This is a genomic window from Eikenella halliae (assembly GCF_001648475.1).
In the GTDB taxonomy this organism is placed as follows: Bacteria; Pseudomonadota; Gammaproteobacteria; order Burkholderiales; family Neisseriaceae; genus Eikenella; species Eikenella halliae.
This window is the reverse complement of record NZ_LXSQ01000020.1, coordinates 117,418-137,840: the sequence shown is the minus strand read 5'-3', so window position 1 is coordinate 137,840 and position 20,423 is coordinate 117,418. Positions and strand designations below refer to the sequence as shown.

General features: G+C 56.2%; 20 protein-coding genes, 4 tRNA genes and 1 CRISPR repeat array. Of the genes, 10 read left to right on the top strand and 14 right to left on the bottom strand.

Annotated features, from left to right (window positions below; genetic code table 11):
* Window positions 1-127 precede the first annotated feature (127 nt).
* From A7Q00_RS08415 to A7Q00_RS08375, 9 genes are all read right to left on the bottom strand, one after another.
* Window positions 128-203, bottom strand: a tRNA-Ala gene (locus tag A7Q00_RS08415).
* Window positions 204-208: 5 nt separating this feature from the next.
* Window positions 209-285 (bottom strand) — tRNA-Met (locus tag A7Q00_RS08410).
* 167 nt (window positions 286-452) lie between these two features.
* Window positions 453-869, bottom strand: a complete 417-nt coding sequence (dksA, locus tag A7Q00_RS08405; protein ID WP_064090109.1) for an RNA polymerase-binding protein DksA — start codon at window positions 867-869, stop codon at window positions 453-455.
* Between the two features lie 92 nt (window positions 870-961).
* Window positions 962-1,510, bottom strand: a complete 549-nt coding sequence (locus A7Q00_RS08400) for a YggT family protein (protein WP_064090108.1) — start codon at window positions 1,508-1,510, stop codon at window positions 962-964.
* A 6-nt stretch (window positions 1,511-1,516) separates the two neighbouring features.
* A complete protein-coding gene (proC, locus tag A7Q00_RS08395; RefSeq protein WP_064090107.1) occupies window positions 1,517-2,311 on the bottom strand; it encodes a pyrroline-5-carboxylate reductase in 795 nt (264 codons plus the stop codon).
* Between the two features lie 102 nt (window positions 2,312-2,413).
* On the bottom strand, window positions 2,414-2,932 hold the full coding sequence (locus A7Q00_RS08390; protein ID WP_064090106.1) for an SMI1/KNR4 family protein: 519 nt from the start codon (window positions 2,930-2,932) through the stop codon (window positions 2,414-2,416).
* A gap of 141 nt (window positions 2,933-3,073) precedes the next feature.
* Window positions 3,074-3,772, bottom strand: a complete 699-nt coding sequence (locus A7Q00_RS08385) for a YggS family pyridoxal phosphate-dependent enzyme (protein ID WP_064090105.1) — start codon at window positions 3,770-3,772, stop codon at window positions 3,074-3,076.
* The gene (gene nadE / locus A7Q00_RS08380; protein WP_064090104.1) at window positions 3,772-4,572 is read right to left on the bottom strand and encodes an NAD(+) synthase; all 801 of its coding nucleotides are present in this window, start codon (window positions 4,570-4,572) and stop codon (window positions 3,772-3,774) included. The genes A7Q00_RS08385 and nadE overlap by 1 nt, the downstream gene beginning before the upstream one ends.
* A gap of 10 nt (window positions 4,573-4,582) precedes the next feature.
* A complete protein-coding gene (locus A7Q00_RS08375; protein WP_156503783.1) occupies window positions 4,583-5,023 on the bottom strand; it encodes a hypothetical protein in 441 nt (146 codons plus the stop codon).
* 106 nt (window positions 5,024-5,129) lie between these two features.
* Between A7Q00_RS08375 and A7Q00_RS08370 the strand changes: the two genes are divergently transcribed.
* From A7Q00_RS08370 to efeB, 8 genes are all read left to right on the top strand, one after another.
* Window positions 5,130-5,666: a GNAT family N-acetyltransferase gene (locus A7Q00_RS08370; protein ID WP_064090102.1), complete on the top strand. Its 537-nt coding sequence runs from the start codon at window positions 5,130-5,132 to the stop codon at window positions 5,664-5,666.
* A gap of 26 nt (window positions 5,667-5,692) precedes the next feature.
* Complete coding sequence (locus tag A7Q00_RS08365) at window positions 5,693-6,094, top strand: gamma-butyrobetaine hydroxylase family protein (RefSeq protein ID WP_064090101.1); 402 nt, start codon at window positions 5,693-5,695, stop codon at window positions 6,092-6,094.
* Complete coding sequence (locus A7Q00_RS08360) at window positions 6,082-6,738, top strand: hypothetical protein (RefSeq protein ID WP_064090100.1); 657 nt, start codon at window positions 6,082-6,084, stop codon at window positions 6,736-6,738. The genes A7Q00_RS08365 and A7Q00_RS08360 overlap by 13 nt, the downstream gene beginning before the upstream one ends.
* A 24-nt stretch (window positions 6,739-6,762) precedes the next feature.
* Window positions 6,763-7,119, top strand: coding sequence for a hypothetical protein (locus tag A7Q00_RS08355; protein WP_064090099.1), 357 nt, complete (start codon window positions 6,763-6,765; stop codon window positions 7,117-7,119).
* Between the two features lie 30 nt (window positions 7,120-7,149).
* Window positions 7,150-7,887 carry a bifunctional demethylmenaquinone methyltransferase/2-methoxy-6-polyprenyl-1,4-benzoquinol methylase UbiE gene (gene ubiE, locus A7Q00_RS08350; protein WP_064090098.1) on the top strand — a complete coding sequence of 246 codons (738 nt, stop codon included), beginning with the start codon at window positions 7,150-7,152 and terminating at the stop codon, window positions 7,885-7,887.
* A 447-nt stretch (window positions 7,888-8,334) separates the two neighbouring features.
* A complete protein-coding gene (gene efeU, locus A7Q00_RS08345) occupies window positions 8,335-9,189 on the top strand; it encodes an iron uptake transporter permease EfeU (RefSeq protein WP_064090097.1) in 855 nt (284 codons plus the stop codon).
* 25 nt (window positions 9,190-9,214) lie between these two features.
* Window positions 9,215-10,408, top strand: coding sequence for an iron uptake system protein EfeO (efeO, locus tag A7Q00_RS08340; protein WP_064090096.1), 1,194 nt, complete (start codon window positions 9,215-9,217; stop codon window positions 10,406-10,408).
* Between the two features lie 143 nt (window positions 10,409-10,551).
* The gene (gene efeB, locus A7Q00_RS08335; protein ID WP_064090095.1) at window positions 10,552-11,847 is read left to right on the top strand and encodes an iron uptake transporter deferrochelatase/peroxidase subunit; all 1,296 of its coding nucleotides are present in this window, start codon (window positions 10,552-10,554) and stop codon (window positions 11,845-11,847) included.
* Window positions 11,848-12,431: 584 nt separating this feature from the next.
* Here efeB and rnr read toward each other — a convergent pair.
* The gene (gene rnr / locus A7Q00_RS08330) at window positions 12,432-14,810 is read right to left on the bottom strand and encodes a ribonuclease R (RefSeq protein ID WP_064090094.1); all 2,379 of its coding nucleotides are present in this window, start codon (window positions 14,808-14,810) and stop codon (window positions 12,432-12,434) included.
* Window positions 14,811-14,901: 91 nt separating this feature from the next.
* Between rnr and A7Q00_RS08325 the strand changes: the two genes are divergently transcribed.
* Both A7Q00_RS08325 and A7Q00_RS08320 read left to right on the top strand, forming a co-directional pair.
* Window positions 14,902-14,988, top strand: a tRNA-Leu gene (locus tag A7Q00_RS08325).
* A 37-nt stretch (window positions 14,989-15,025) separates the two neighbouring features.
* Window positions 15,026-15,112 (top strand) — tRNA-Leu (locus A7Q00_RS08320).
* A gap of 100 nt (window positions 15,113-15,212) precedes the next feature.
* Window positions 15,213-15,509: direct repeats of the CRISPR family, unit length 32 nt; unit sequence GTTTCAACACACAGCCACCCGAAGGTGGCTGC.
* A 57-nt stretch (window positions 15,510-15,566) separates the two neighbouring features.
* Here the strand turns inward: A7Q00_RS08320 and aspA are convergent.
* From aspA to cysK, 4 genes are all read right to left on the bottom strand, one after another.
* Complete coding sequence (gene aspA / locus A7Q00_RS08315) at window positions 15,567-16,964, bottom strand: aspartate ammonia-lyase (protein ID WP_064090093.1); 1,398 nt, start codon at window positions 16,962-16,964, stop codon at window positions 15,567-15,569.
* Between the two features lie 193 nt (window positions 16,965-17,157).
* Window positions 17,158-18,096, bottom strand: coding sequence for a prolyl aminopeptidase (gene pip, locus A7Q00_RS08310; RefSeq protein ID WP_064090092.1), 939 nt, complete (start codon window positions 18,094-18,096; stop codon window positions 17,158-17,160).
* 576 nt (window positions 18,097-18,672) lie between these two features.
* A complete protein-coding gene (locus A7Q00_RS08305) occupies window positions 18,673-19,134 on the bottom strand; it encodes a hypothetical protein (protein ID WP_064090091.1) in 462 nt (153 codons plus the stop codon).
* Between the two features lie 162 nt (window positions 19,135-19,296).
* On the bottom strand, window positions 19,297-20,235 hold the full coding sequence (gene cysK / locus A7Q00_RS08300) for a cysteine synthase A (RefSeq protein ID WP_064090090.1): 939 nt from the start codon (window positions 20,233-20,235) through the stop codon (window positions 19,297-19,299).
* Window positions 20,236-20,423: the final 188 nt, after the last annotated feature.

The following is a 20,423-nucleotide window of genomic DNA, read 5'->3' as shown; positions in this document are numbered from 1 at the left end:
CTGTACTGTCTGCGGCTCGTCGCCTTGTCCTGATTTAAATTTAATTCACTATATACCCGGCAGCATACCGCAAAGGCTACCTGAAAATGCAAAAAGAGCCGGCTGTTTTAGCCGACTCTTTGAAATTTGGTGGAGGTAAGCGGGATCGAACCGCTGACCTCTTGCATGCCATGCAAGCGCTCTACCAACTGAGCTATACCCCCAAATTTGGTGGCGAATCAGGGACTCGAACCCCGGACACAAGGATTATGATTCCTCTGCTCTAACCAGCTGAGCTAATTCGCCGCTCATTCAGAAAGCGTGCATTATACGGCTTTCTTAAATTCTGTCAAACCAAAAAACACAGTTTTTTTGCTACAGCCTGATTTATATAGATAACTAATTTTCACGCTGCTTGTGCAAAATCCAAACAGGCCGGTATTCCACTCTTGCAGGCCTATTTGTTTGAAGCATCAATCCGCAAACTGTTTTTTCATGCGTTCGCGCCGCTCTTGCGCTTCCACCGATAAAGTGGCGGTGGGGCGGGCAAGCAGGCGTTTGAGGCCGATGGGTTCGCCGGTATCGACGCAATAGCCGTATTCGCCCTCATCGATCTGGCGCAGCGAGGCTTGGATTTTACTCAACAATTTGCGTTCGCGGTCGCGGGTGCGCAACTCCAGCGCGTATTCTTCTTCCTGCGTGGCGCGGTCGGCCGGGTCAGGAGCAGCCTCGTGGCTTTGCAGGTGGCCGGTGGTGTCGGCCGCTTTTTGAATCAGTTCGTCTTGCAGCTTAACCAGCAACTCACGGAAGAAAGCCAGCTGATCGGCATTCATATATTCCTCTTCCGGGCCTTTCCAGTTGATGATGTCTTGCTCGGTTAGTTTTGCCATGAGTTATCCTTTTTGTGAAATCCTGCCAGCCGCTCCTTCCCGCAAGCGGCTGCTTCTTTTGTAAAAAGGCGGAATATAAAACAGCCGCCCGCTTATGGCAAGAGCAAAAAATTCAAATGCATGATAATTGCCGGCAAGCCCCAGCCAATCCAGCCCCACAGCAAAAGCGCCAACAGGCTACCTGAAAAATCCCAGCGGCCGATACGCAAAAAGGCAAACGGACGGCACAGCGGCTCATACACGCGGTTGAGCACCGCCACCAGCGGCGAATACGTCTGCGAGAGCGAGAGCACCATGCGCCACAGCAAACCGCCCAGCAACACATAAGCCGCCGAACGCGTCAGGGCGAGTGCAGCAAGCAACACATCAGCCGCTGCGATCGGCCAGCCGAACATCCCCGACGGCAGATTGATGAACGACAACAACAAATACAACAGCCAGGCCGCCAAAATGCAGGCGCTGTCCAAGCCGCCCAAGGGCGGCAGCAGGCGGCGCAGCGGTTTCACCAACCAGTCGCTGCTGCGGCAGCAAAACTGCGCCAGCGGATGCATATAGTTCAAACGGCCGTATTGCAGCAGGCAGCGTGCCAACAGGAGCATGGCCAGCGCATCGGCGAGCAGGGCGGCAAATTGATTAAACATACCGCCCTATTCCGCCAACTGCTCGGCCAATTCCTGCGAACGCGCCACACAGGCGGCCACGCCCGCGCCAATCGCTTCAGCCACGCCGTGCGCCTCAAAGCTTTGCAGCGCGGCATAAGTGGTGCCACCTTTGGAGGTAACTTTTTGGCGCAAATTGGAAAACGCTTCCCCGCTCTGCTCGGCCAGCCGTACCGCGCCTTGGAAAGTGGCCAAACTGAGCTGCCGTGCTTCTTCCGCGTTGAAGCCCTGCTGCCTGGCGGCGTTTTGCAGCGCTTCAAGCAGGTAAAACACATAGGCCGGGCCGCTGCCGCTGATACCGGTGATGCGGTGCAGGCCGTCTTCACTATCCAGCCACAGAGTTTGCCCGCTGGCGCGCATGATGCGATCGGCCAATTCCCGGTCGGCAGCGGATGCGCCGCTGTCGGCAAACAAACCGGCCACGCCCTGCCCCACCTGCGCCGGCGTGTTCGGCATAATGCGTACGATGCGGCGCGTACCGCGCAGCCAGCGGCTCAAGGCCGCGCACGGCAGCCCGGCGGCAATCGACAACACCAGCGCGCCGCCCGTTTGCACGTTCTGCAGCGCCGCCTGCATATCTTGCGGCTTCACCGCCAGCACCAACACGTCGCTCTCGTTCAGCGGCGGCAGCGCGGGGGCGGTGGCGATGCCGTATTGCTGCGCCAGTGCGGCCAATTTATCCGCACTGTGGTCGATGGCGCAGATATCGAACCCGCCAGCGCGGCTCATACCGGCGATAATGGCGGAGGCCATATTGCCTGCGCCAAGAAAATAGATGGTCATGATGTTTCCTTATATGGTGGTTGGAAAGTTTCAGGTAGCCTCACCCTACCTGCCGACAGGCTACCTGAAAACCTATCTGCATCTTTTCAGGTAGCCTGTTGCCTACCAATATGCAAACGGATATTGCTCATACAAACCCGGTGCAATGGTATCCATCCGGGTTTTGAAAGCATCCCGTATCGGCCGGCCGGGTTCCGGTTGCGTGTCGAGCAGCCTTTCAAGCTCTTGCAGGAGGAAGGCCGTTTGCAGGAAGGGAACGAATCCGACGCCCATATCGGCAAACCGCGCCTCGGCTTCATCGTATTCGCCTTGGTCGTGGTCGTAAAACAGGATGTTCCCGCTCTCTTTGCCGATGAACCAGGTATCGCCCTGCCCCGCATCGCCGATCAGCCAATACCGCGCGGCCACCTCGGGATAGTCGCTGCCTAGGCGGCGGTTTTCGCCAAGCGCGGTCGGGTAATCCCAAAGCCGGATATCGGGCGTGATTTCCACGCTTTCGCATTGCTGCACAAAAGACAGATACGCCGCAGGCAAAGGCGGCAGTTTGTCCAAACGTTTCACCGCAACCGCGCGCTTGGGCAGCCTGGCCATGATTTGTTCTGCAGAAAGCGGGGTAAACATGTTTCCAATTTCCAAGCCGGCTTTGGCAGCCTAGAGGCTACCTGAAAGCCGCAGCTGCAACGAAGTTAAAACAGAATCTTCATACAGTGCGGCACAGTTTTCAGGTAGCCTTCCTTGTCAGCAAAAGGCTACCTGAAACCTTTACTCGCCATAATCCCGTTTTCCGAAAATGGCGCTGCCAACGCGAACATGGGTGGCGCCGCAGGCGACGGCGGTTTCCAAATCGTCCGACATGCCCATGGAGAGCACGTCCACATTCAGCCCCTGCGCCTGCAAAAATTGCAGCAATTCGTTCATGCGGCCAAACTGCTGGCGTAACTCTTCTTCGCTGCTGCCTAGCCGCGCCACGCACATCAGGCCGCGCAGTTTCAGCCTGGGCAAAGAGGCTACCTGAAAAGCCAGTCCGCGCAGCGTTTCCTCTTGCGGCGGTACGCCGTGTTTGACGTCTTCGCCACCGATGTTCACTTCAATCAGCACTTGCAGCGGCGGCATGGTTTCCGGCCGCTGATCACTCAGGCGGCGGGCGATTTTTTCGCGGTCGACGGTGTGCACCCAATGGGCGCGTTCGGCAGCGATGCGGCTTTTGTTGGATTGGATATGGCCGATGATGTGCCAGCGGATGTCGGGAATATCGGCCAGCTCGCTGCTTTTCTCCTCAAATTCCTGCAGATAGTTTTCGCCGAAATCGCGCTGCGTGCTTTTCTGGCATAACAGGCGCACATCGGCGGCGGGGAAGGTTTTGCTCACTGCAATCAGCTCGGGCTCGGGGCGGCCTGCCGCTTCGGCGGCAGCCCAAATGCGGGCGCGCACGGCGTGCAGGTTCATGGTTAGCACTCTCATCATTTTTCCTTTTCATCAAACAATTCTCTGGGAATTTTGCACACAGGGATGGGCTGGATTTTATGCAGCGTGGCGCGATGCAGGCGTTGGTAAATCTCGAACACTTCGCGCTCGCGGCCGGCAAATTCTTCGGCGCGGCGGCCGGCTTCGCTTTGCGCCATCGCCCATTCCAGCTCGGGATAGCTCGCGCCCATCTGCTGCTCGTCGGTGCGCTCTTCGTCCCACAGCCCGTCGGTGGGCGCGGCCTGGCGGATGGCGGGCAGCACCGCCAAGGCTTCGGCCAGGGTGTATACCTGGGTTTTGAGCAAATCGCCGATGGGGCTCAAATCCACGCCGCCGTCGCCGTATTTGGTGAAAAAGCCCACGCCGAAATCTTCCACCTTATTGCCCGTGCCCGCCACCAGCAGGCCGTTGATTTGGCCGTAGTAATACAGCGCGGCCATGCGCAGGCGGGAGCGGGTGTTGGCCATGGCCAGGTTTTTATTGGCGGCTGTGGTGTCGGCCACGCTGCGCTCAAACTGCTCGAAAGTGGGCGTTAAATCCAGCGTTTGGCTGCGCACGTTGATAAAACGGCGCTGCAAGTCGGCGATGTGTTCGTTGGCCCGCTGCAACTGGTCGGCCTGTTGGCGGATGGGCAGCACCACGCACAACACGTCCAGCCCGCTGTGCGCGCACAGGGCAGACACCACGGCGGAATCCACCCCGCCGGAAACGCCCACCACAAAACCTTTCGCGCCCGCCCGCACAGCATAATCGGCCAGCCAGCGGCTGATGTGTCGAATAACGGCTTGGGTTTGCATCATGTTTTTCCTATTTTGATGGGCCACCAACGCATAATTCATCGGCGGCCTGTTGAATATAAACGCTCAATGAAACCAGGCAGGCTTCATCCGCAATCTTTGCATTCTCTTCCAAATAATAATACCGCCCCAGCGAATCGCTCACATCCGCCCTGCCTTGCAAAGTTGCCCGGTTTAACTCCATTTCGAGCACCACTTCATCGTTATCGCTATTTTTCAGGTAGCCTTCCCGCAGCAGCAGGCTGAGCAGAATCCTTATCGAATGTGGGCGCACGAAAATATCCGCATCACTTTTCAGCACCCGAATATCGGCCGAAAACTCGTTGCGCCATTTGATGATGTGTGCCAACAATTCTATCTCGCCCATTTGCCACTCTTCGCTTGGTTGCACGACAGCGGTTAATATATCGCCAATCCGCCCAAAAGCCAAATGCCCAGCCCAGCCCGGCAATCTGGCAATCTGCTAAAATTCTGCATGTGCTACCTGAAAATCGAAGTCTCAGCGTAATCACAATGAACACCGCAGCTTTCTGCGCCGCTCAAACCGAAAGCAAGCAATGGAAACCCTCCGTACCGCCCGCCTTATCCTCCGCCCATGGACACTCGCTGACGCTGCCATGCTCTACGCGCAAGCCCAAAATCCTAAGATAGGCGCAATGTGCGGCTGGCTTCCGCACAAGAGCGTGGCAGAAAGTCGGGAAATTATCGAACATATCCTGCTTAAGCCCCATTCCTTCGCCATCTGTCTGGCAGACAATCAACTCATCGGCAGCATCGGCCTCCTCTTCCCAAACGACAGCAATTTGCCACTGGCCGCAGGCGAAGCCGAAATAGGCTATTGGCTGGGCGAAAGCTTCTGGGGCAAAGGCTATGCCACCGAAGCCCTGCAAGCCATGATTGCCTATTCTTTTGAAAAACTAAGGCTAAGCCGCCTATTGGCCGGCGCTTATCAAGAAAACACCCCCTCACAAAAAGTGCTGGAAAAATGCGGCTTCCGCCACCGGCAAACCATAGAGCACTTCTTTTCCAAGCTCACTGGCGAAACCCACACCGCCCTGCTATACGCATTAGCCGCCGCTCCCGTTTTCAGGTAGCCTCTATCACACAGCAAAGGAACCCCATGTCTCACCAACCCCCGCAACAAATCCGCCTGCAAGCCGACCGCCAAGGCCTCATACTGGTTTACCCGGATGCCGAATACACCCTACCTGCCGAATACCTGCGCGTGTATTCCCCCAGCGCCGAAGTGCGCGGCCACGGGCGCGGACAGGCCAAATTGCAAACCGGCAAAGCCGGCATCAGCATCACCGACCTGCAGCCCGCCGGCAACTACGCCCTCAAAATCACCTTCTCCGACGGCCACGACAGTGGCCTCTACAGCTGGGGCTACCTGTATGAATTGGCAAACGGATACGCTACAATGTGGCCCGACTATCTGAGCCGCCTCGAAGCAGCCGGCGCCTCCCGCAACCCCGCCGCACAGGCAAACACGCCACTAAAAGAAAAGAAATGCCCGCATTAAGCCGCACCCTCCCCGCCCTTATCGCCGCCTCCGTTCTACTGCTGGCCGGTTGCGAAAAAATAGTCGAAAAAACAACCGATAAAGCATCCGAGAAAATGTCCGGCTATATTTCAGATAAAATAGACGAGCCAACAGTCCGCAGCGTATTCACCGACAAATGCGTCGAATCCGGCAACGCCCTTCTCAGCAAAGACACTGCCACCAAACTGTGCAGCTGCACCTACGACCGCGCTGCCTCCACCTACGACAACCCCAAAGACTGGAGCGCAGATGTTTTCCACTACAACCTCAACCCAAACAACAAAGAGCTAGGCGCCAAAATCGAAGCCAAGTTCAAAACCGCCATGGCCGCCTGCATCGAGCGTGCTGCCGGTCAAACCGACGAGCAACAGGCCCGCAGCACATTTATCGAAAACTGCACCAAGCTTGTCATCGAAGTTTCTGAAGGCAAGCGCACCAACGAAGTCGCCACCCAGGCCTGCGTCTGCACTCACGACCGGATTGCCGCCTCCTATAATAATCCCGAAGAGTGGAAAAAAGACCTTATCCGCTACAGCATCAGTCGGGCCGACGAAGCACTCGATGCCAAATTCGACTCCGCCCTATCAGCCTGTTTCAACTCCTCCCAAAAAACGCAACACTAACCCTTAAAAGGCTACCTGAAAAATATGGCAACCAAACCCGTCCTTCTCGCCGCCGCCATCCTGCTGCTTGCCGGCTGCGACTTTATCGCCGACAAAGCCGCCGGCAACGTAACCGAACAAGAAGCCAAAGACGGCTTTATCGAAGGTTGCGTTAAAGGCGCGCTCAAACCGGAATCCTTCAAACGCCCGCTAAGCCAGGAAGAAGCCACCAAACTGTGCCACTGCGCCTACGACACCGCTTCCGCCCAATACACCGACCGCGCAAAATGGAAACGCGACCTAGTGCGGGCAGGCCTGTCCCCCAACGATCAAAACCAAGAAATCTTCCAAAAATTGGTTGTCGGCCTGCAAAGCTGCGCCGCCAACCAAAACCTGATGTAACCCGCCCAAAGGCTACCTGAAAGCACCACAATGACCGACAAACAAACCCATTTCGGCTACCGTACCGTAAACGAAAGCGAAAAAGCCGCCAAAGTGGCCGAAGTATTCCACTCCGTTGCCCAAAAATACGACATCATGAACGACGTGATGTCCGGCGGCCTGCACCGCGTATGGAAACACTTCACCATCACCACCGCCCGCGTGCCCAAAGGCGGCAAAGTGCTCGATATCGCCGGCGGCACGGGCGACCTCTCGCGCGGCTGGGCCAAACGCGTGGGCAAAGACGGCGAAGTCTGGCTCACCGACATTAACTCCTCCATGCTCGGCGTGGGGCGCGACCGCCTGCTCAACGAAGGCCTGCTCTTGCCCGTGGCCGTATGCGACGCCGAAAAACTGCCCTTCCCGGATAACTATTTCGACCTCGTTTCCGTATCCTTCGGCCTGCGCAACATGACGCACAAAGACGCCGCCCTCAAAGAAATGCACCGCGTGCTCAAACCCGGCGGCACACTCTTGGTATTGGAATTTTCCAAAGTGGCCAAGCCGCTTGCTCCGGCCTACGACCTCTATTCCTTCAAACTCCTGCCGCTGATGGGCAAACTCATCGCCAAAGATGCCGACAGCTATCAATACCTGGCCGAATCCATCCGCATGCATCCCGATCAGGAAACCCTCAAGCAAATGATGCTCGATGCCGGTTTCGACAGCGTGGACTACCACAATATGAGCGCCGGCATCGTCGCCCTGCACAAAGGCGTGAAATTCTAACGGTTGGCGGTAAGCTGCAAATACAGCGGATCAGATGTAGGAAAGGAACGAAACGGCAGGCCGCAAACGGTGCAGCTGGCACAATGGGGCTGGCCGGTGCAGCCGCATACTCAATCTTAATCCGCATACAAGGCTACCTGAAAACGGACAATGTTTTCAGGTAGCCTTTCCTTCACGATGCCTCCAGCCTGTGAATATAGTGAATTAACAAAAATCAGGACAAGGCGGCGAGCCGAAGACAGTACACACGTTACGGCAAGGCGAGCCAACGCTGTACTGGTTTTTGTTAATTCACTATAAATATTCTTACAGCTTAACTCCCCTACCAATCAATCAGTTGTTCTGCCAATTAACACTTATCTAATCTAATTAGAAATTGTTTGCATTTTGCATGTCTGCAAGGCATAATCCGCCCCGATATGAATTTTTGTAAAGGAACAGTCGGCGATGCTGATTGCTTTTTTGATTATGCTGCGCGAGGGCATCGAGGCAGCCTTGATTGTGGGCATTGTGGCCGGCTTTTTGAAACAGGGCGGCTATCGGCATATGATGCCGAAAGTATGGCTCGGCGTGGTGCTGGCGGCGGCGATGTGCCTGTCTGCCGGTTGGTTTATTTATAAGAAAACCGGCGAGATTCCGCAGAAGCAGCAGGAATTTGTGGTGGGCGTAATCGGCTTGGTGGCCGTGGCGATGCTCACTTATATGGTGCTGTGGATGCAGAAGGCGGCCAAGTCGATAAAGCAGCATTTGCAGCAGTCGGTGAGCGATGCGCTCAACCGCGGCAACGGGCATGGCTGGGCGCTGGTGGGCATGGCCTTTTTGGCGGTGGCGCGCGAAGGCATGGAGAGCGTGTTTTTCCTGCTGGCGGTGTTCAACCAAAGCCCCACCGCGGCCATGCCGCTGGGCGCAGTATTGGGGCTGGCCGCTTCGGCCGTGGTGGGCTGGCTGATTTATCAGGGCGGGGTGCGCATCAACCTGGCGCGTTTTTTCCGCTGGACGGGCGTTTTCCTGATTTTTGTGGCCGCAGGCCTCACTTCCGGCGCGTTCCGCGCGCTGCATGAGGCTGGCGTGTGGAATGTATGGCAGGTGAATCCGTTTGATTGGTCTTCGCACACGCCACTGGATTGGTCGCACGTTTTGCATGAAGACAGCCCGCTGGGCGTGCTGCTCGGCGGTTTCTTCGGCTACACCGACCATCCGGTATTGTCTGATTTTATTCTTTATTTCGCTTATCTGATTCCCGTGTTGTTTTTATTTTTGCGCGGCAGCAAACCGGTTGCCGCACCTTCCCAAACCAGCTAGTTTTTTGCATCTGAAAGGTTAAATTATGAAGAAACTGAATATTACCGCCTTGGCCGTATTGGCCGCCTTTGGCTTGGCAGCTTGCCAACCGCCGGCCGCCGAACAGCCCGCCGCACCCGCCTCCGGCGCTTCCAGTGCTTCTGCCGCTTCCGGCGCAGCCGCCACTGCCAATGCCGACGGCAGCTTCAATATTGCAGTCAACGACCACGCCTGCGATCCGATGGAGCTTACCGTGCCCAGCGGCCAGGTGGTGTTCAACATCAAAAACAACAGCACCCGCAAGCTGGAGTGGGAAATCCTCAAGGGCGTGATGGTGGTGGACGAGCGTGAAAACATCGCCCCCAGCCTGAGCGACAAAATGACCGTCACCCTGCTACCTGGCGAATACGAAATGACCTGCGGCCTGTTGAACAACCCGCGCGGTAAGCTGGTGGTAACCGACAGCGGCTTCAAAGAAGTGGCCGGTGAAGCCAATATGGAAAAACTGGCCAAACCTTTGGCCGACTATAAAGTTTACGTGCAAAACGAAGCCGCCCAGCTGGTGACCAAAACCACGGCTTTCGTAGAAGCCGTGAAGGCCGGCCGCACCGAAGATGCCAAAGCCATGTTTGCCGACGTACGCACCCACTACGAGCGCATCGAGCCGATTGCCGAGCTGTTTAACGAGCTCGACCCCGCCATCGACTCCCGCGCCGACGACTTCAAGCTCGGAGAGAAAGACGAAGGCTTCGGCGGCTTCCACCGCATCGAGCATTCTTTGTGGGTACTCAATACCACCAAGGGCATGGAGCCCGTGGCCGACAAACTCCTGGCCGACGTACAGAAGCTGAAACAGGAAATCGACATCCTCACCTTCCCGCCGAGCAAAGTGGTGGGCGGTGCCGCCGCGCTGATCGAAGAAGTGGCCGGCAGCAAGATTACCGGTGAGGAAGACCGCTACAGCCGTACCGACCTGAGCGATTTCCAAGCCAACGTAGAGGGTGCGCAGAAGATTGTCGAGCTGTTCCGCCCGATGATTGCCGAGAAAGACCAAGCCCTGTTGGATAAAACCGATGCCAACTTCAAACAGGTAACCGACATTCTCGCCAAATACCGCACCGAGAAAGGCTTCCAGCCCTACGACAAACTCAGCGAAACCGACCGTAAAAACCTGCAGGCACCGGTGAACGCCCTGGCCGAAGATTTGGCCAAACTGCGCGGCATTCTCGGTTTGAACTAAATGCAAGCCACCGTGTTTGATTGAGGTGGATGAAAGATTTCAGGTAGCCTGTATTTGCATAGAGGCTACCTGAAAATTTAATCACTCATCAAAACAGCGCATATCGCCAAGCAATCTATCCCTACTCCCGGCAGGAGAAAAACATGAGCCACAACGAACACCCCCAATCCCCGTCCAAACGCAATCTCTTCAAAGGCCTCGCCGTTGGCGCCGCTGCCGCCGGGCTGGCCGCTTGCGGCCTGAACAGCAAAGATCAAAGTGCCGAAGGCAGCGCAGCACAAAACAGCGGCAGCAGCGCCGAGCACCATTCCGATCAAAGCTTCCCTTTCTACGGCACGCACCAAGCCGGCATCACCACGCCCCACCAGCAATTTGCCATCATGGCCGCATTCGACGTGCTGGCCAAAACCCCCAAAGAGCTAGAACACCTCTTCCGCGCCATCACCGCCCGCGCCGATTTCCTTACCAAAGGCGGCGAATTGCAAGACGGCGACCCCAAACTCCCCCCGCAGGGCAGCGGCATCCTCGGCAAAGTCATCAAACCCGACGGCCTCACCATCACGCTCAGCGTGGGCAACAGCCTGTTTGACGAACGTTTCGGCCTCGCCCCGCACAAGCCCAAGCATCTGCAGGAAATGAAAGACTTCCCCAACGACAAATTGCAACGCGAATGGTGCGACGGCGACATCAGCATCCAAATCTGCGCCTTCAGCCCCGAAACCTGCCAAAACGCCCTGCGCGACCTGATTAAAAACACCGCCCAATTTGCCGTTATCCGCTGGAGCATCGACGGCTTCCTGCCCAAAGCCGAGCCCGGCGCGCTGGCCGCCCGCAACCTGTTTGGTTTCCGTGACGGCTCCGGCAATCCAGATGTGTCCAAGCCCGAAACCGCCGATGCCGTATTGTGGAGCGGCGTGGCCGAAAACAGCAAAGACGAACCGGCCTGGGCCAAAAACGGCAGCTACCAAGCCGTGCGCCTCATCCGCCATTTCGTAGAGTTTTGGGACAGAACCCCGCTGCAAGAGCAGCAAACCATCTTCGGCCGCGAAAAATACAGCGGCGCCCCGCTGGGCATGAAAAACGAAGGCGATATTCCCAACTACGCCTCCGACCCCGAAGGCAAAACCCTTCCCACCGACAGCCATATGCGGCTCGCCAATACCCGTGATCCCGAATTCATGAAGCGCCACCTGCTCTATCGCCGCCCCTTCGACTATTCGCGCGGCCTAGCCAAATCCGGCCAGCTCGATGTCGGTCTGATCTTTATCTGCTACCAGGCCAACCTCGACGACGGCTTCATCTTCGTGCAGAAACTACTCGACTTCGAACCTTTGGAGGAATACATCAGTCCCTTCGGCGGCGGCTATTTCTTCACCCTGCCCGGCGCGGAACAGGGCGGCTACCTCGGGCAGGGCCTGCTGGCCAATGTGCTGGCGTGATTGAAGGTACGGATAGCTTGTCCTCAAAAAGATGTTGGCTTGAGCCCGGCTTACAGCGATGCAAGAAAGCGGATGAGCCGCCCGCAATTTGATATGCCACTAATATTTGAGGCTACCTGAAAAATGAAACCCGTCTGCTTGTGCAAACGGGTTTCATTTTTCAGGTAGCTTCGACTCGCTGAAGTAATGCTTCATCTCAAGCAGACCAAATTAACTCTTATAGTGGATTAAAATAAAAATGAGACAAGACGGCGAGCCGCAAGGCGTACAGGTAGTACGTCAAGGCGAGCCAACGCCGTATCATTGCGATTTTAATCCACTATACTACAGTATTGGTTTGCCTTGCCGTACTTCTGTCTGCCTGCTCTCACCACCTCGCATCAAAAGTTCTGTTGGCTTGCTATATAGTGAATTAACAAAAACCAGTACAGCGTTAGCTCGCCTTGCCGTAACGTGTGTACTGTCTGCGGTTCGGCGCCTTGTCCTGATTTTTGTTAATTCACTATCTCAACCGAACAGGCTACCTGAAAGTGGAAATCCGTTTTCAGGTAGCCTGTTTATTTTCAGGTAGCCTCCTTCGGAGTTCAGCCGCTTTTTTTGCGGGTGCGGGGCTTGCGTTTGGCTTTGGGCCGGGTGGCCTGAGCCGGCTGGCTGTTTTTGCGGCTGCGGGTTTTCTTAGCCGGAGCAGCGGGAGCTTTGGCCTTGCTTTTGGCGGCAGGTTTGCCGGTCGGGGCTTGGCCGCGGGCTCTTCCTTTTGCTGTGGCGGTTTTTCCTTTGGCGGCAGGTTTTTTGCCTTTGCCGGGCAGGCTGCCGCCGCTGATGAGCATAAGGTCGATTTTACGGGTATCCAAGTCGGCACGGGCTACCTGAACCACAACCTTGTCGCCCATGCTGAAACGGAGGCCGCTGCGTTCGCCTTCGATGCTCATGGTTTCGGCACGGTAGTTGAAGTAGTCTTCGCCCAATTCGCTGATGTGGACGAGGCCTTCGATGTGGATGTCGTCGAGGGTAACGAACAGGCCGAAGCCGGCCATGCCGCTGACTGTGCCGCTGAATACTTCGCCCACTTTGTCCTGCATGTAGTAGGTTTTGAGCCAGTTTTCCACGTCGCGGCTGGCTTCGTCGGCACGGCGTTCGCATTGAGAGCTGTGGGTGCCCAGTGCGCTCCAGTTTTCGGCGGGGTTGTAGCGGCTACCTGAAAGCACGGCTTTGATGGCTCGGTGTACGAGGAGGTCGGGATAGCGGCGGATCGGGGAGGTGAAGTGGGTGTAGGCGGGATAGGCAAGGCCGAAGTGGCCGCTGTTTTCCGGCTCGTACACGGCCTGCTGCATGGAACGCAGGAGCATCACTTGAATCAACTCACGGTCGGGGCGATCGGCAGTTTGGGCGAAGAGCGCGGCGTAATCCAGTGGGGTGGGTTTGTCGCCGCCGCCGAGGCTGAGGCCGAGCAGGCCGAGCTGCTCGCGCAGGGTGGCGAGTTTTTCCGGCGTGGGGCCGGCGTGGTTGCGGAATAAGGCGGGATGCTGATGTTTCAGCAGGAATTCGGCGGCACACACGTTGGCGGCGAGCATGCATTCTTCAATTAGGCGGTGGGCTTCGTTGCGCACCACGGGCACGATGCGTTTGATTTTGCCCTGCTTGTCGAAAATCATCTCGGTTTCAGTGGTTTCAAACTCCATCGCACCGCGCTGGCGGCGTTTTTTGAGCAGGATTTGATAGAGCTTGTAGAGGGTGTCGATGTGCGGCTTGAGCGGGTTGTCGCTGCCGTTTTGAATCCAGTCCCACACTTGGGTGTAGGTGAGGCGGGCATGGGAGCGCATCACGGCGGGGTAGAAACGGTAGGATTTAAGATTGCCGGCGTAGGTGAACACCATGTCGCACACCATGCACAACCGATCCACATCGGGATTGAGCGAGCAAATGCCGTTGGAGAGGCTTTCTGGCAGCATGGGAATCACGCGGCGCGGGAAATACACGCTGGTGGCGCGATCCAGCGCGTCGGCATCAATCGCGTCTTTGGGCTTCACATAGTGGCTCACGTCGGCAATGGCTACCACCAGGCGGAAATTGCGGCCTTGTTTTTCGGCATACACGGCATCGTCGAAATCGCGCGAGCTTTCGCCGTCTATCGTTACCAGTGGTAGGTCGCGCAGGTTTTTACGGTCTTTGAGGTCGGTTTTGCGCACGGCAGAAGGGATTTTCGCAGCGGCTTTTTCGCAGGCGGTGGAGAATTGGTGGGGTAGGTGGTGCTGGCGCACGGCAATTTCGATTTCCATGCCGCTGTCGGCATAGTTGCCTAACACTTCCACCACGCTGGCCACGGCGGGGCGGTGCGCGTCGGGGTAGGAATCGATTTGAGCCACCACCACTTGGCCGGGCTTGGCTTTGCCCACTGAATCAGGTTCGAGCAGGATACTGTCGGGCAGTCGGCTGTCTTCGGGCGAGAGCATGGCGATGCCGCGCTCTATCATGAGCCGCCCGACTACGGTTTTCTGCGCACGTTCAATCACATCGAGCACCTGGCCTTCGCGGCGGCCGCGCCGATCGGTACCGGCCGGGCGCACGGTTACCGTGTCGCCGTGCATCAGGCCGCGCATCTGGCGGGCAGGCAGAACGAAGTCGCCCTGTCCATCGGGCGAGAGCGGTACGGCAAAGCCGAAGCCGTCTTTATGTGCTTCAACGCGGCATTTCACCAGCGCGAGTTTTTCGGCGGCGCACACCATGCCGCGCCGGTTGATGAGGATTTGCCCGTCGCGCGCCATCGCAGTCAGGCGGCGTTCGAAAAAGGGCATTTCGTGCTCGGCAATATCGAGCAGGATGGCTAAAGATTCGGTTTTCAGCGGCACGCCCCTGTCTTCCAGCATTTCGGTAATCCATTCGCGGCTGGGCAGGGGGTGTTCGTAGCGTTGCGTTTCCCGCTGCAGATAAGGGTCTTGCAGGCGGAGCGAGGTTTTCTTCTTCATATATAAATTGACAAGTGGAAAATTGGCGCTATAATGCGCGTTTCTTGCATAAAGAGCAATGCACTTTACCGCAAAGTTCGATTAAAGCAAAGCCCAGGTGGCGGAATTGGTAGACGCGCCAGCTTCAGGTGCTGGTATCCTCACGGGTGTGGAAGTTCGAGTCTTCTCCTGGGCACCACAACTTGCTTTAATTGAAATCGAAACGGAAATTGCTCGCCCAGGTGGCGGAATTGGTAGACGCGCCAGCTTCAGGTGCTGGTATCCTCACGGGTGTGGAAGTTCGAGTCTTCTCCTGGGCACCAAAGATTAATAACATCCCGCATGGTTTAAAACTTGCGGGATTTTTATTGCTACCTGAAGGTGGCTGGGTCATGGCTGCGGCTGATGGTAAAACTACCATCCGTTTCAACACACAGCCACCCGAAGGTGGCTGCTAGACGTGCCTACCAAGCAATGCCAAAACTACGTGTTTCAACACACAGCCACCCGAAGGTGGCTGCATGATGGCGGGGATAACCACGGCAAAACCGGCCAGTTTCAACACACAGCCACCCGAAGGTGGCTGCCGTATTGTGCGCAAATAGGCATTTGTTTGATAAGGTTTCAACACACAGCCACCCGAAGGTGGCTGCGCATCTACCGGCAGTCCCACCGCGATTTCTGCTGCGTTTCAACACACAACCACCCGGAGGTGGGAGGCTACCTGAAAACCAGCCATCGGTTTTCAGGTAGCCTTTTGCCTGTTTCAATTCAAGCTTATAAATGCGGATTGGCCAAGTTTTGTGGCGACAGGATGCGGTCGAGCTCTGCTTCGCTCAAAAGCTGGCGCTCCAGCACCACTTCGCGCACGGTTTTGCCGGTTTGGGCACAGATTTTGCCCACCAGGTCGCCGTTTTCGTGGCCGATATAGGGGTTGAGATAGGTGACCAGGCCGATGGAGTTGAAGACGTAGCGTTCGCAGATTTCGCGGTTTACCGTGATGCCGCTTACGCATTTGTCGGCCAGTGTAACGGCGGCATTGCCTAAAAGCGAGATGCTTTCAAACATGGATTGCGCGATAACCGGCTCCATCACGTTGAGCTGGAGCTGGCCGGCTTCGGCGGCGAAGGTGATGGTGGTGTCGTTGCCGATTACTTTGAAGCAAACTTGGTTCACCACTTCGGGAATCACGGGATTCACCTTGGCGGGCATAATCGATGAGCCGGCCTGCATTTCCGGCAGGTTGATTTCTTTCAAGCCGGCACGCGGGCCGGAGGAGAGCAGGCGCAGGTCGTTGCAGATTTTGGAGAGCTTCACGGCGGTACGCTTCAGGGCGCCGTGCACCATCACATAGGCGCCGCAGTCGGAGGTGGCTTCAATCAGGTTTTCGGTGAGCTTGCATGGCAGGCCGCTGATTTCGGAGAGTTTTTGCACGGCCAGCGGCGCGTAGCCTTGCGGCGTATTGATGCCTGTGCCGATGGCGGTGGCACCGAGGTTCACTTCCAGCAGCAGTTGGCGCGTGCGTTCGAGGTTGGTTTCTTCTTCTGCCAGCAGCACTTGGAAGGATTGGAATTCTTGGCCGGCAGTCATGGGCACGGCATCTTGCAGCTGGGTGCGGCCCATTTTTAGGATGTATTTGAATTCATCAGCTTTGACAGCAAAGGTGTCTTTCAAATGTGCCAGTTTGCCCAGCAGTTCGCCGATGCTGGTGTACACGGCCAGCCGGAAGCCGGTGGGGTAGGCGTCGTTGGTGGATTGGCTGGCGTTCACATGATCCATGGGATTGACGATGTCGTAGCGGCCTTTGGCTTGGCCTAAGGCTTCCAAGGCGAGGTTGGCGATCACTTCATTGGTGTTCATGTTCACCGAAGTGCCGGCGCCGCCTTGGAATACGTCGGATGGGAACTGGTCGAGGCAGCGGCCTTTAATCAGCACCTCGTCGCAGGCTTGGGCAATGGCGGTGGCGATTTCGGGTTTGAGTGCGCCCAGCTCGCCGTTGGCCTGGGCGGCAGCTTTTTTCACCATCACCATGCTGCGCACAAACTGGGGCACGTCGGAAATCTTCTGCCCGGAGATTTGGAAGTTTTCCACTGCGCGCAGGGTGTGGATGCCCCAATAGGAGGCTGCGGGGATTTCGCGTTCGCCGAGGAGGTCGTGTTCGGTGCGGGTTGTCATGTTTGGCTCTCCTTTGAGTGAGGTAAGGTGGTAAAAAGGGTTACTGTATGCTAAGGGCGCGTTTGTTGGCCTTCATTACCAACGAAATGATAGCAGTTCGTTGCTGCCCATGATTGGCGTTACATCAAAGAGGCTACCTGAAAAAGCAAAACGGTTTTCAGGTAGCCTCATCATGTGCATCCAATGGAATAAATTAATTGCCGAGCCGTTCGGCAAATTCATCGGTGGCCTGTACTAGGGCATCAGCGATGGCAGGGTTTTGTGCGTAGTGGCCGCTTTGGATAATACGCAAATCGGCCTGCGGCAGCGCCTGTTTCAAGTCCCATGCGCTGCGGGTGGGGGTGCAGAGGTCGTAGCGGCCTTGCACGATGATGGTGGGGATATGCTGAATTTTGTGGGCGTTGGCCAAGATGGATTTGTCGCCCTGCAACCAGCCTTGGTGCATGAAATAGTGGTTTTCTAGGCGGGTGATGGCTAATGAGGCTTGCGGGTCTTCGTCCACCGGTTTAGGGTCGAACCAAATCAGCCAGCTTTCCCAATCTGCCCAGGCCTTGGCGGCGGGCAGATACACAGCGGGGTCGGGCGAGTTAAGCATCCAATAATAAGCCTCAACTAACGAGCCGGCACGTTGCTCCGGCGGCACGGCAGCTAAATAGCGTTGCCATTGTTCGGGATAAATCATGCTCACGCCGCCTTCTTCGCTCAGCCAATTAATTTCGATTTGGCGGCAGAGGAAAATACCGCGCAAAATCAAGCCGCGTACACGGTCGGGATAGGTTTCGGCATAGGCTAGGGAAAGGGTGCTGCCCCACGAGCCGCCGAATACCAGCCAGCTCTCGATGCTGAGCATTTTTCTTACTTTTTCAATATCTTCCACCAAATCCCAAGTAGTGTTTTCGCGAGTTTCGGCATAAGGGGTGGATTTGCCGCTGCCTCGTTGGTCGATGATGATGACACGGTATTTTTCCGGATTGAAAAAACCCCGGCAAGCCGGACTCGATCCGGCGCCGGGGCCACCGTGCAGGAAGATAACGGGGATACCGGCGGGGTTGCCGCTTTCTTCCCAGTAGATGGTGTGAAGCTCAGATACAGGCAGCATGCCGCTGCGGAGCGGTTCTTGAATCGGATACATAAATTTTTCCTTAATTCAGAATGTTGACAGATGTCGGTATGGCCAAAACGAGCTTTCTGCAGGGGGCTGCCTGCCGTCAGCATAAGCCTGCTTGAATGCACCGTTGAGGCAATCATAACACTATCCGGCTGTTTTTGGGGATGGGTAAAGATTTGTTGCCGTATGGGAAACGGCAGTTTGGAGAAAGATTGCTTGGAAGCGATATATTTACTTGTTTTGTATGGTATCCGGCTGATTGGCTCGACCCTTGATATAGCAGGGCTACGTGATGCGGATTTGAGCTTGATGCGCCACAATGCGCTGCTTAATTCAATATAGTGAATAGTGAATTAAATTTAAACCAGTACAGCGTTGCCTCGCCTTGCCGTACTATCTGTACTGTCTGCGGCTCGCCGCCTTGTCCTGATTTTTGTTAATTCACTATACCATTTTTGGGCCGGTTAATCTCACATTAAGAAGACAGCATCTTCAAACAGGTTAAGAGGCAAAATAAAGGCTACTTGAAAATCCGACACGGCAGGGTTTCTGCGGGGATGGATTTTCAGGTAGCCTTATATTTGGGTTCGGATTGCCTGCTTATTTCAGCGGTTGCATATTCATCACTTCCATCAGGAAGTTGGTGAACGCCGGGTTAGCCGGGCGGTTTTGCATATTGGGCCAACGTTGCTGCCAGCCCTGCAGGGCGTTGCGAATGAAGATTTTGGACTGCTCGGCAGTGATGCGGCCTTGCTGACTCTGCACGGCAGAGCGCAGGTAAACTTCATACATGCTGTCGTCTACGCTGTTGCGGCCGACCAAGTTGATGCGGAAGCGGTTGAGTTGCTGCGCGGCCTGGGTTTTGGTCATGCGGCCTTTGGTTACTTCATAGCCCAAACGGGTGGCCTCGTTGCGGATTTTAGCCACGTCGCCCCAGTGGCTGGCGGCTAGGGTGTAGTTCGGCGAAGCCTGCGTATTTTGGCGTGTGCTGTTGGGAGAAGAAAGGAGATTACAGCCACCGAGCAGGCCGGCAACGAGGAGGATGGGGAGATATTTTTTCATGTTTTGACTTAAGCTAACAGTTTCATCAATGTGGCTAACTATAGGGAAAATCAGTCGGCGGGGCAAGTTTTTGGCGGTTTCTCACAACAAATTTACAACACGCCGACAGGTTGGGAATGCGAAAAAAGCCGCATGGCTGCGGCTTTGTAGCGTGGGATTACCTTAGGAGGCGAGGTCTTCAAACAACGGGGTGGAAAGATAGCGTTCGCCGTTGGAAGGCAGAACCACCACGATGAGTTTGTCTTTGTTTTCCGGTTTTTTCGCCAGTTCCAATGCGGCCCAGATGGCGGCACCGGAAGAGATGCCCACCAAGAGGCCTTCTTTGGCAGCGGCATCGCGGGCGGTATCGAAGGCGGCCTGGTTGGCCACGGTAATCACGCCGTCGTAGATTTCGGTGTTCAGGGTTTTCGGCACGAAGCCTGCGCCCAGGCCCTGAATCGGGTGCGGGCCTTTTTCGCCACCGCTCAATACGGGGGAAGCGGCAGGCTCGACTGCATAGGCTTGCAGCGAGGGTTTGCGTTTTTTCAATACTTCGCCCACGCCGGTGAGCGTACCGCCGGTACCCACGCCGGAAACGAAAATATCAACTTGTCCGTCGGTGTCGTGCCAGATTTCTTCGGCGGTGGTGCGGCGGTGGATTTCGGGATTGGCGGGGTTGTCGAACTGGCGCGGCATAAAGTATTGGCCGGGGTGGGCGTCTACCAGCGCCTGGGCGCGGGCAATGGCGCCGGGCATGCCTTCCGCACCGGGAGTGAGGATGAGCTCGGCACCGTAGGCGCGCAGCAGCATCTTGCGCTCTTTACTCATGGTTTCCGGCATGGTGATGACCAGTTTGTAGCCCAAGGCGGCGCACACCATGGCCAAACCGATACCGGTGTTGCCGCTGGTGGCCTCCACGATGGTGGTGCCGGGTTTGATTTGGCCGGTTTCTTCGGCGGCGCGGATCATGGAGATGGCGATGCGGTCTTTCACGCTGCTGCCGGGGTTGAAGTATTCCAACTTGGCGGCTACCTTGCCGGGCAGGCCTTCGGCGAGGCGGTTGAGGTAAACCAGCGGGGTGTTACCGATTAAATCGACGATGTTGTTGGCGATATTGCTCATTTAGGGGCTCCTGTGAAGTGTGAATCGGATGCGTGCGCATGATAATGGCAAAGCCGCAGGCAAACAAATAATTTGTTTTTGTATCTTTATATTAAAAAGGCATATGCAACGGCGGCATTTCACATGAAGTTTGGAAAATCATGAGACAAATCCAGTGGAAATCTTTAAAATACGCCGCTTCCGGCAGT

Excerpts from the sequence above, each read along its gene's own strand:
- dksA (WP_064090109.1), bottom strand. The coding sequence starts at position 869 with ATGGCAAAACTAACCGAGCAAGACATCATCAACTGGAAAGGCCCGGAA.
- A7Q00_RS08400 (WP_064090108.1), bottom strand. The coding sequence starts at position 1,510 with ATGTTTAATCAATTTGCCGCCCTGCTCGCCGATGCGCTGGCCATGCTC.
- proC (WP_064090107.1), bottom strand. The coding sequence starts at position 2,311 with ATGACCATCTATTTTCTTGGCGCAGGCAATATGGCCTCCGCCATTATC.
- A7Q00_RS08390 (WP_064090106.1), bottom strand. The coding sequence starts at position 2,932 with ATGTTTACCCCGCTTTCTGCAGAACAAATCATGGCCAGGCTGCCCAAG.
- A7Q00_RS08385 (WP_064090105.1), bottom strand. The coding sequence starts at position 3,772 with ATGAGAGTGCTAACCATGAACCTGCACGCCGTGCGCGCCCGCATTTGG.
- nadE (WP_064090104.1), bottom strand. The coding sequence starts at position 4,572 with ATGCAAACCCAAGCCGTTATTCGACACATCAGCCGCTGGCTGGCCGAT.
- A7Q00_RS08370 (WP_064090102.1), top strand. The coding sequence starts at position 5,130 with ATGGAAACCCTCCGTACCGCCCGCCTTATCCTCCGCCCATGGACACTC.
- A7Q00_RS08365 (WP_064090101.1), top strand. The coding sequence starts at position 5,693 with ATGTCTCACCAACCCCCGCAACAAATCCGCCTGCAAGCCGACCGCCAA.
- A7Q00_RS08360 (WP_064090100.1), top strand. The coding sequence starts at position 6,082 with ATGCCCGCATTAAGCCGCACCCTCCCCGCCCTTATCGCCGCCTCCGTT.
- A7Q00_RS08355 (WP_064090099.1), top strand. The coding sequence starts at position 6,763 with ATGGCAACCAAACCCGTCCTTCTCGCCGCCGCCATCCTGCTGCTTGCC.
- ubiE (WP_064090098.1), top strand. The coding sequence starts at position 7,150 with ATGACCGACAAACAAACCCATTTCGGCTACCGTACCGTAAACGAAAGC.
- efeU (WP_064090097.1), top strand. The coding sequence starts at position 8,335 with ATGCTGATTGCTTTTTTGATTATGCTGCGCGAGGGCATCGAGGCAGCC.
- efeO (WP_064090096.1), top strand. The coding sequence starts at position 9,215 with ATGAAGAAACTGAATATTACCGCCTTGGCCGTATTGGCCGCCTTTGGC.
- efeB (WP_064090095.1), top strand. The coding sequence starts at position 10,552 with ATGAGCCACAACGAACACCCCCAATCCCCGTCCAAACGCAATCTCTTC.
- rnr (WP_064090094.1), bottom strand. The coding sequence starts at position 14,810 with ATGAAGAAGAAAACCTCGCTCCGCCTGCAAGACCCTTATCTGCAGCGG.
- aspA (WP_064090093.1), bottom strand. The coding sequence starts at position 16,964 with ATGACAACCCGCACCGAACACGACCTCCTCGGCGAACGCGAAATCCCC.
- pip (WP_064090092.1), bottom strand. The coding sequence starts at position 18,096 with ATGTATCCGATTCAAGAACCGCTCCGCAGCGGCATGCTGCCTGTATCT.
- A7Q00_RS08305 (WP_064090091.1), bottom strand. The coding sequence starts at position 19,134 with ATGAAAAAATATCTCCCCATCCTCCTCGTTGCCGGCCTGCTCGGTGGC.
- cysK (WP_064090090.1), bottom strand. The coding sequence starts at position 20,235 with ATGAGCAATATCGCCAACAACATCGTCGATTTAATCGGTAACACCCCG.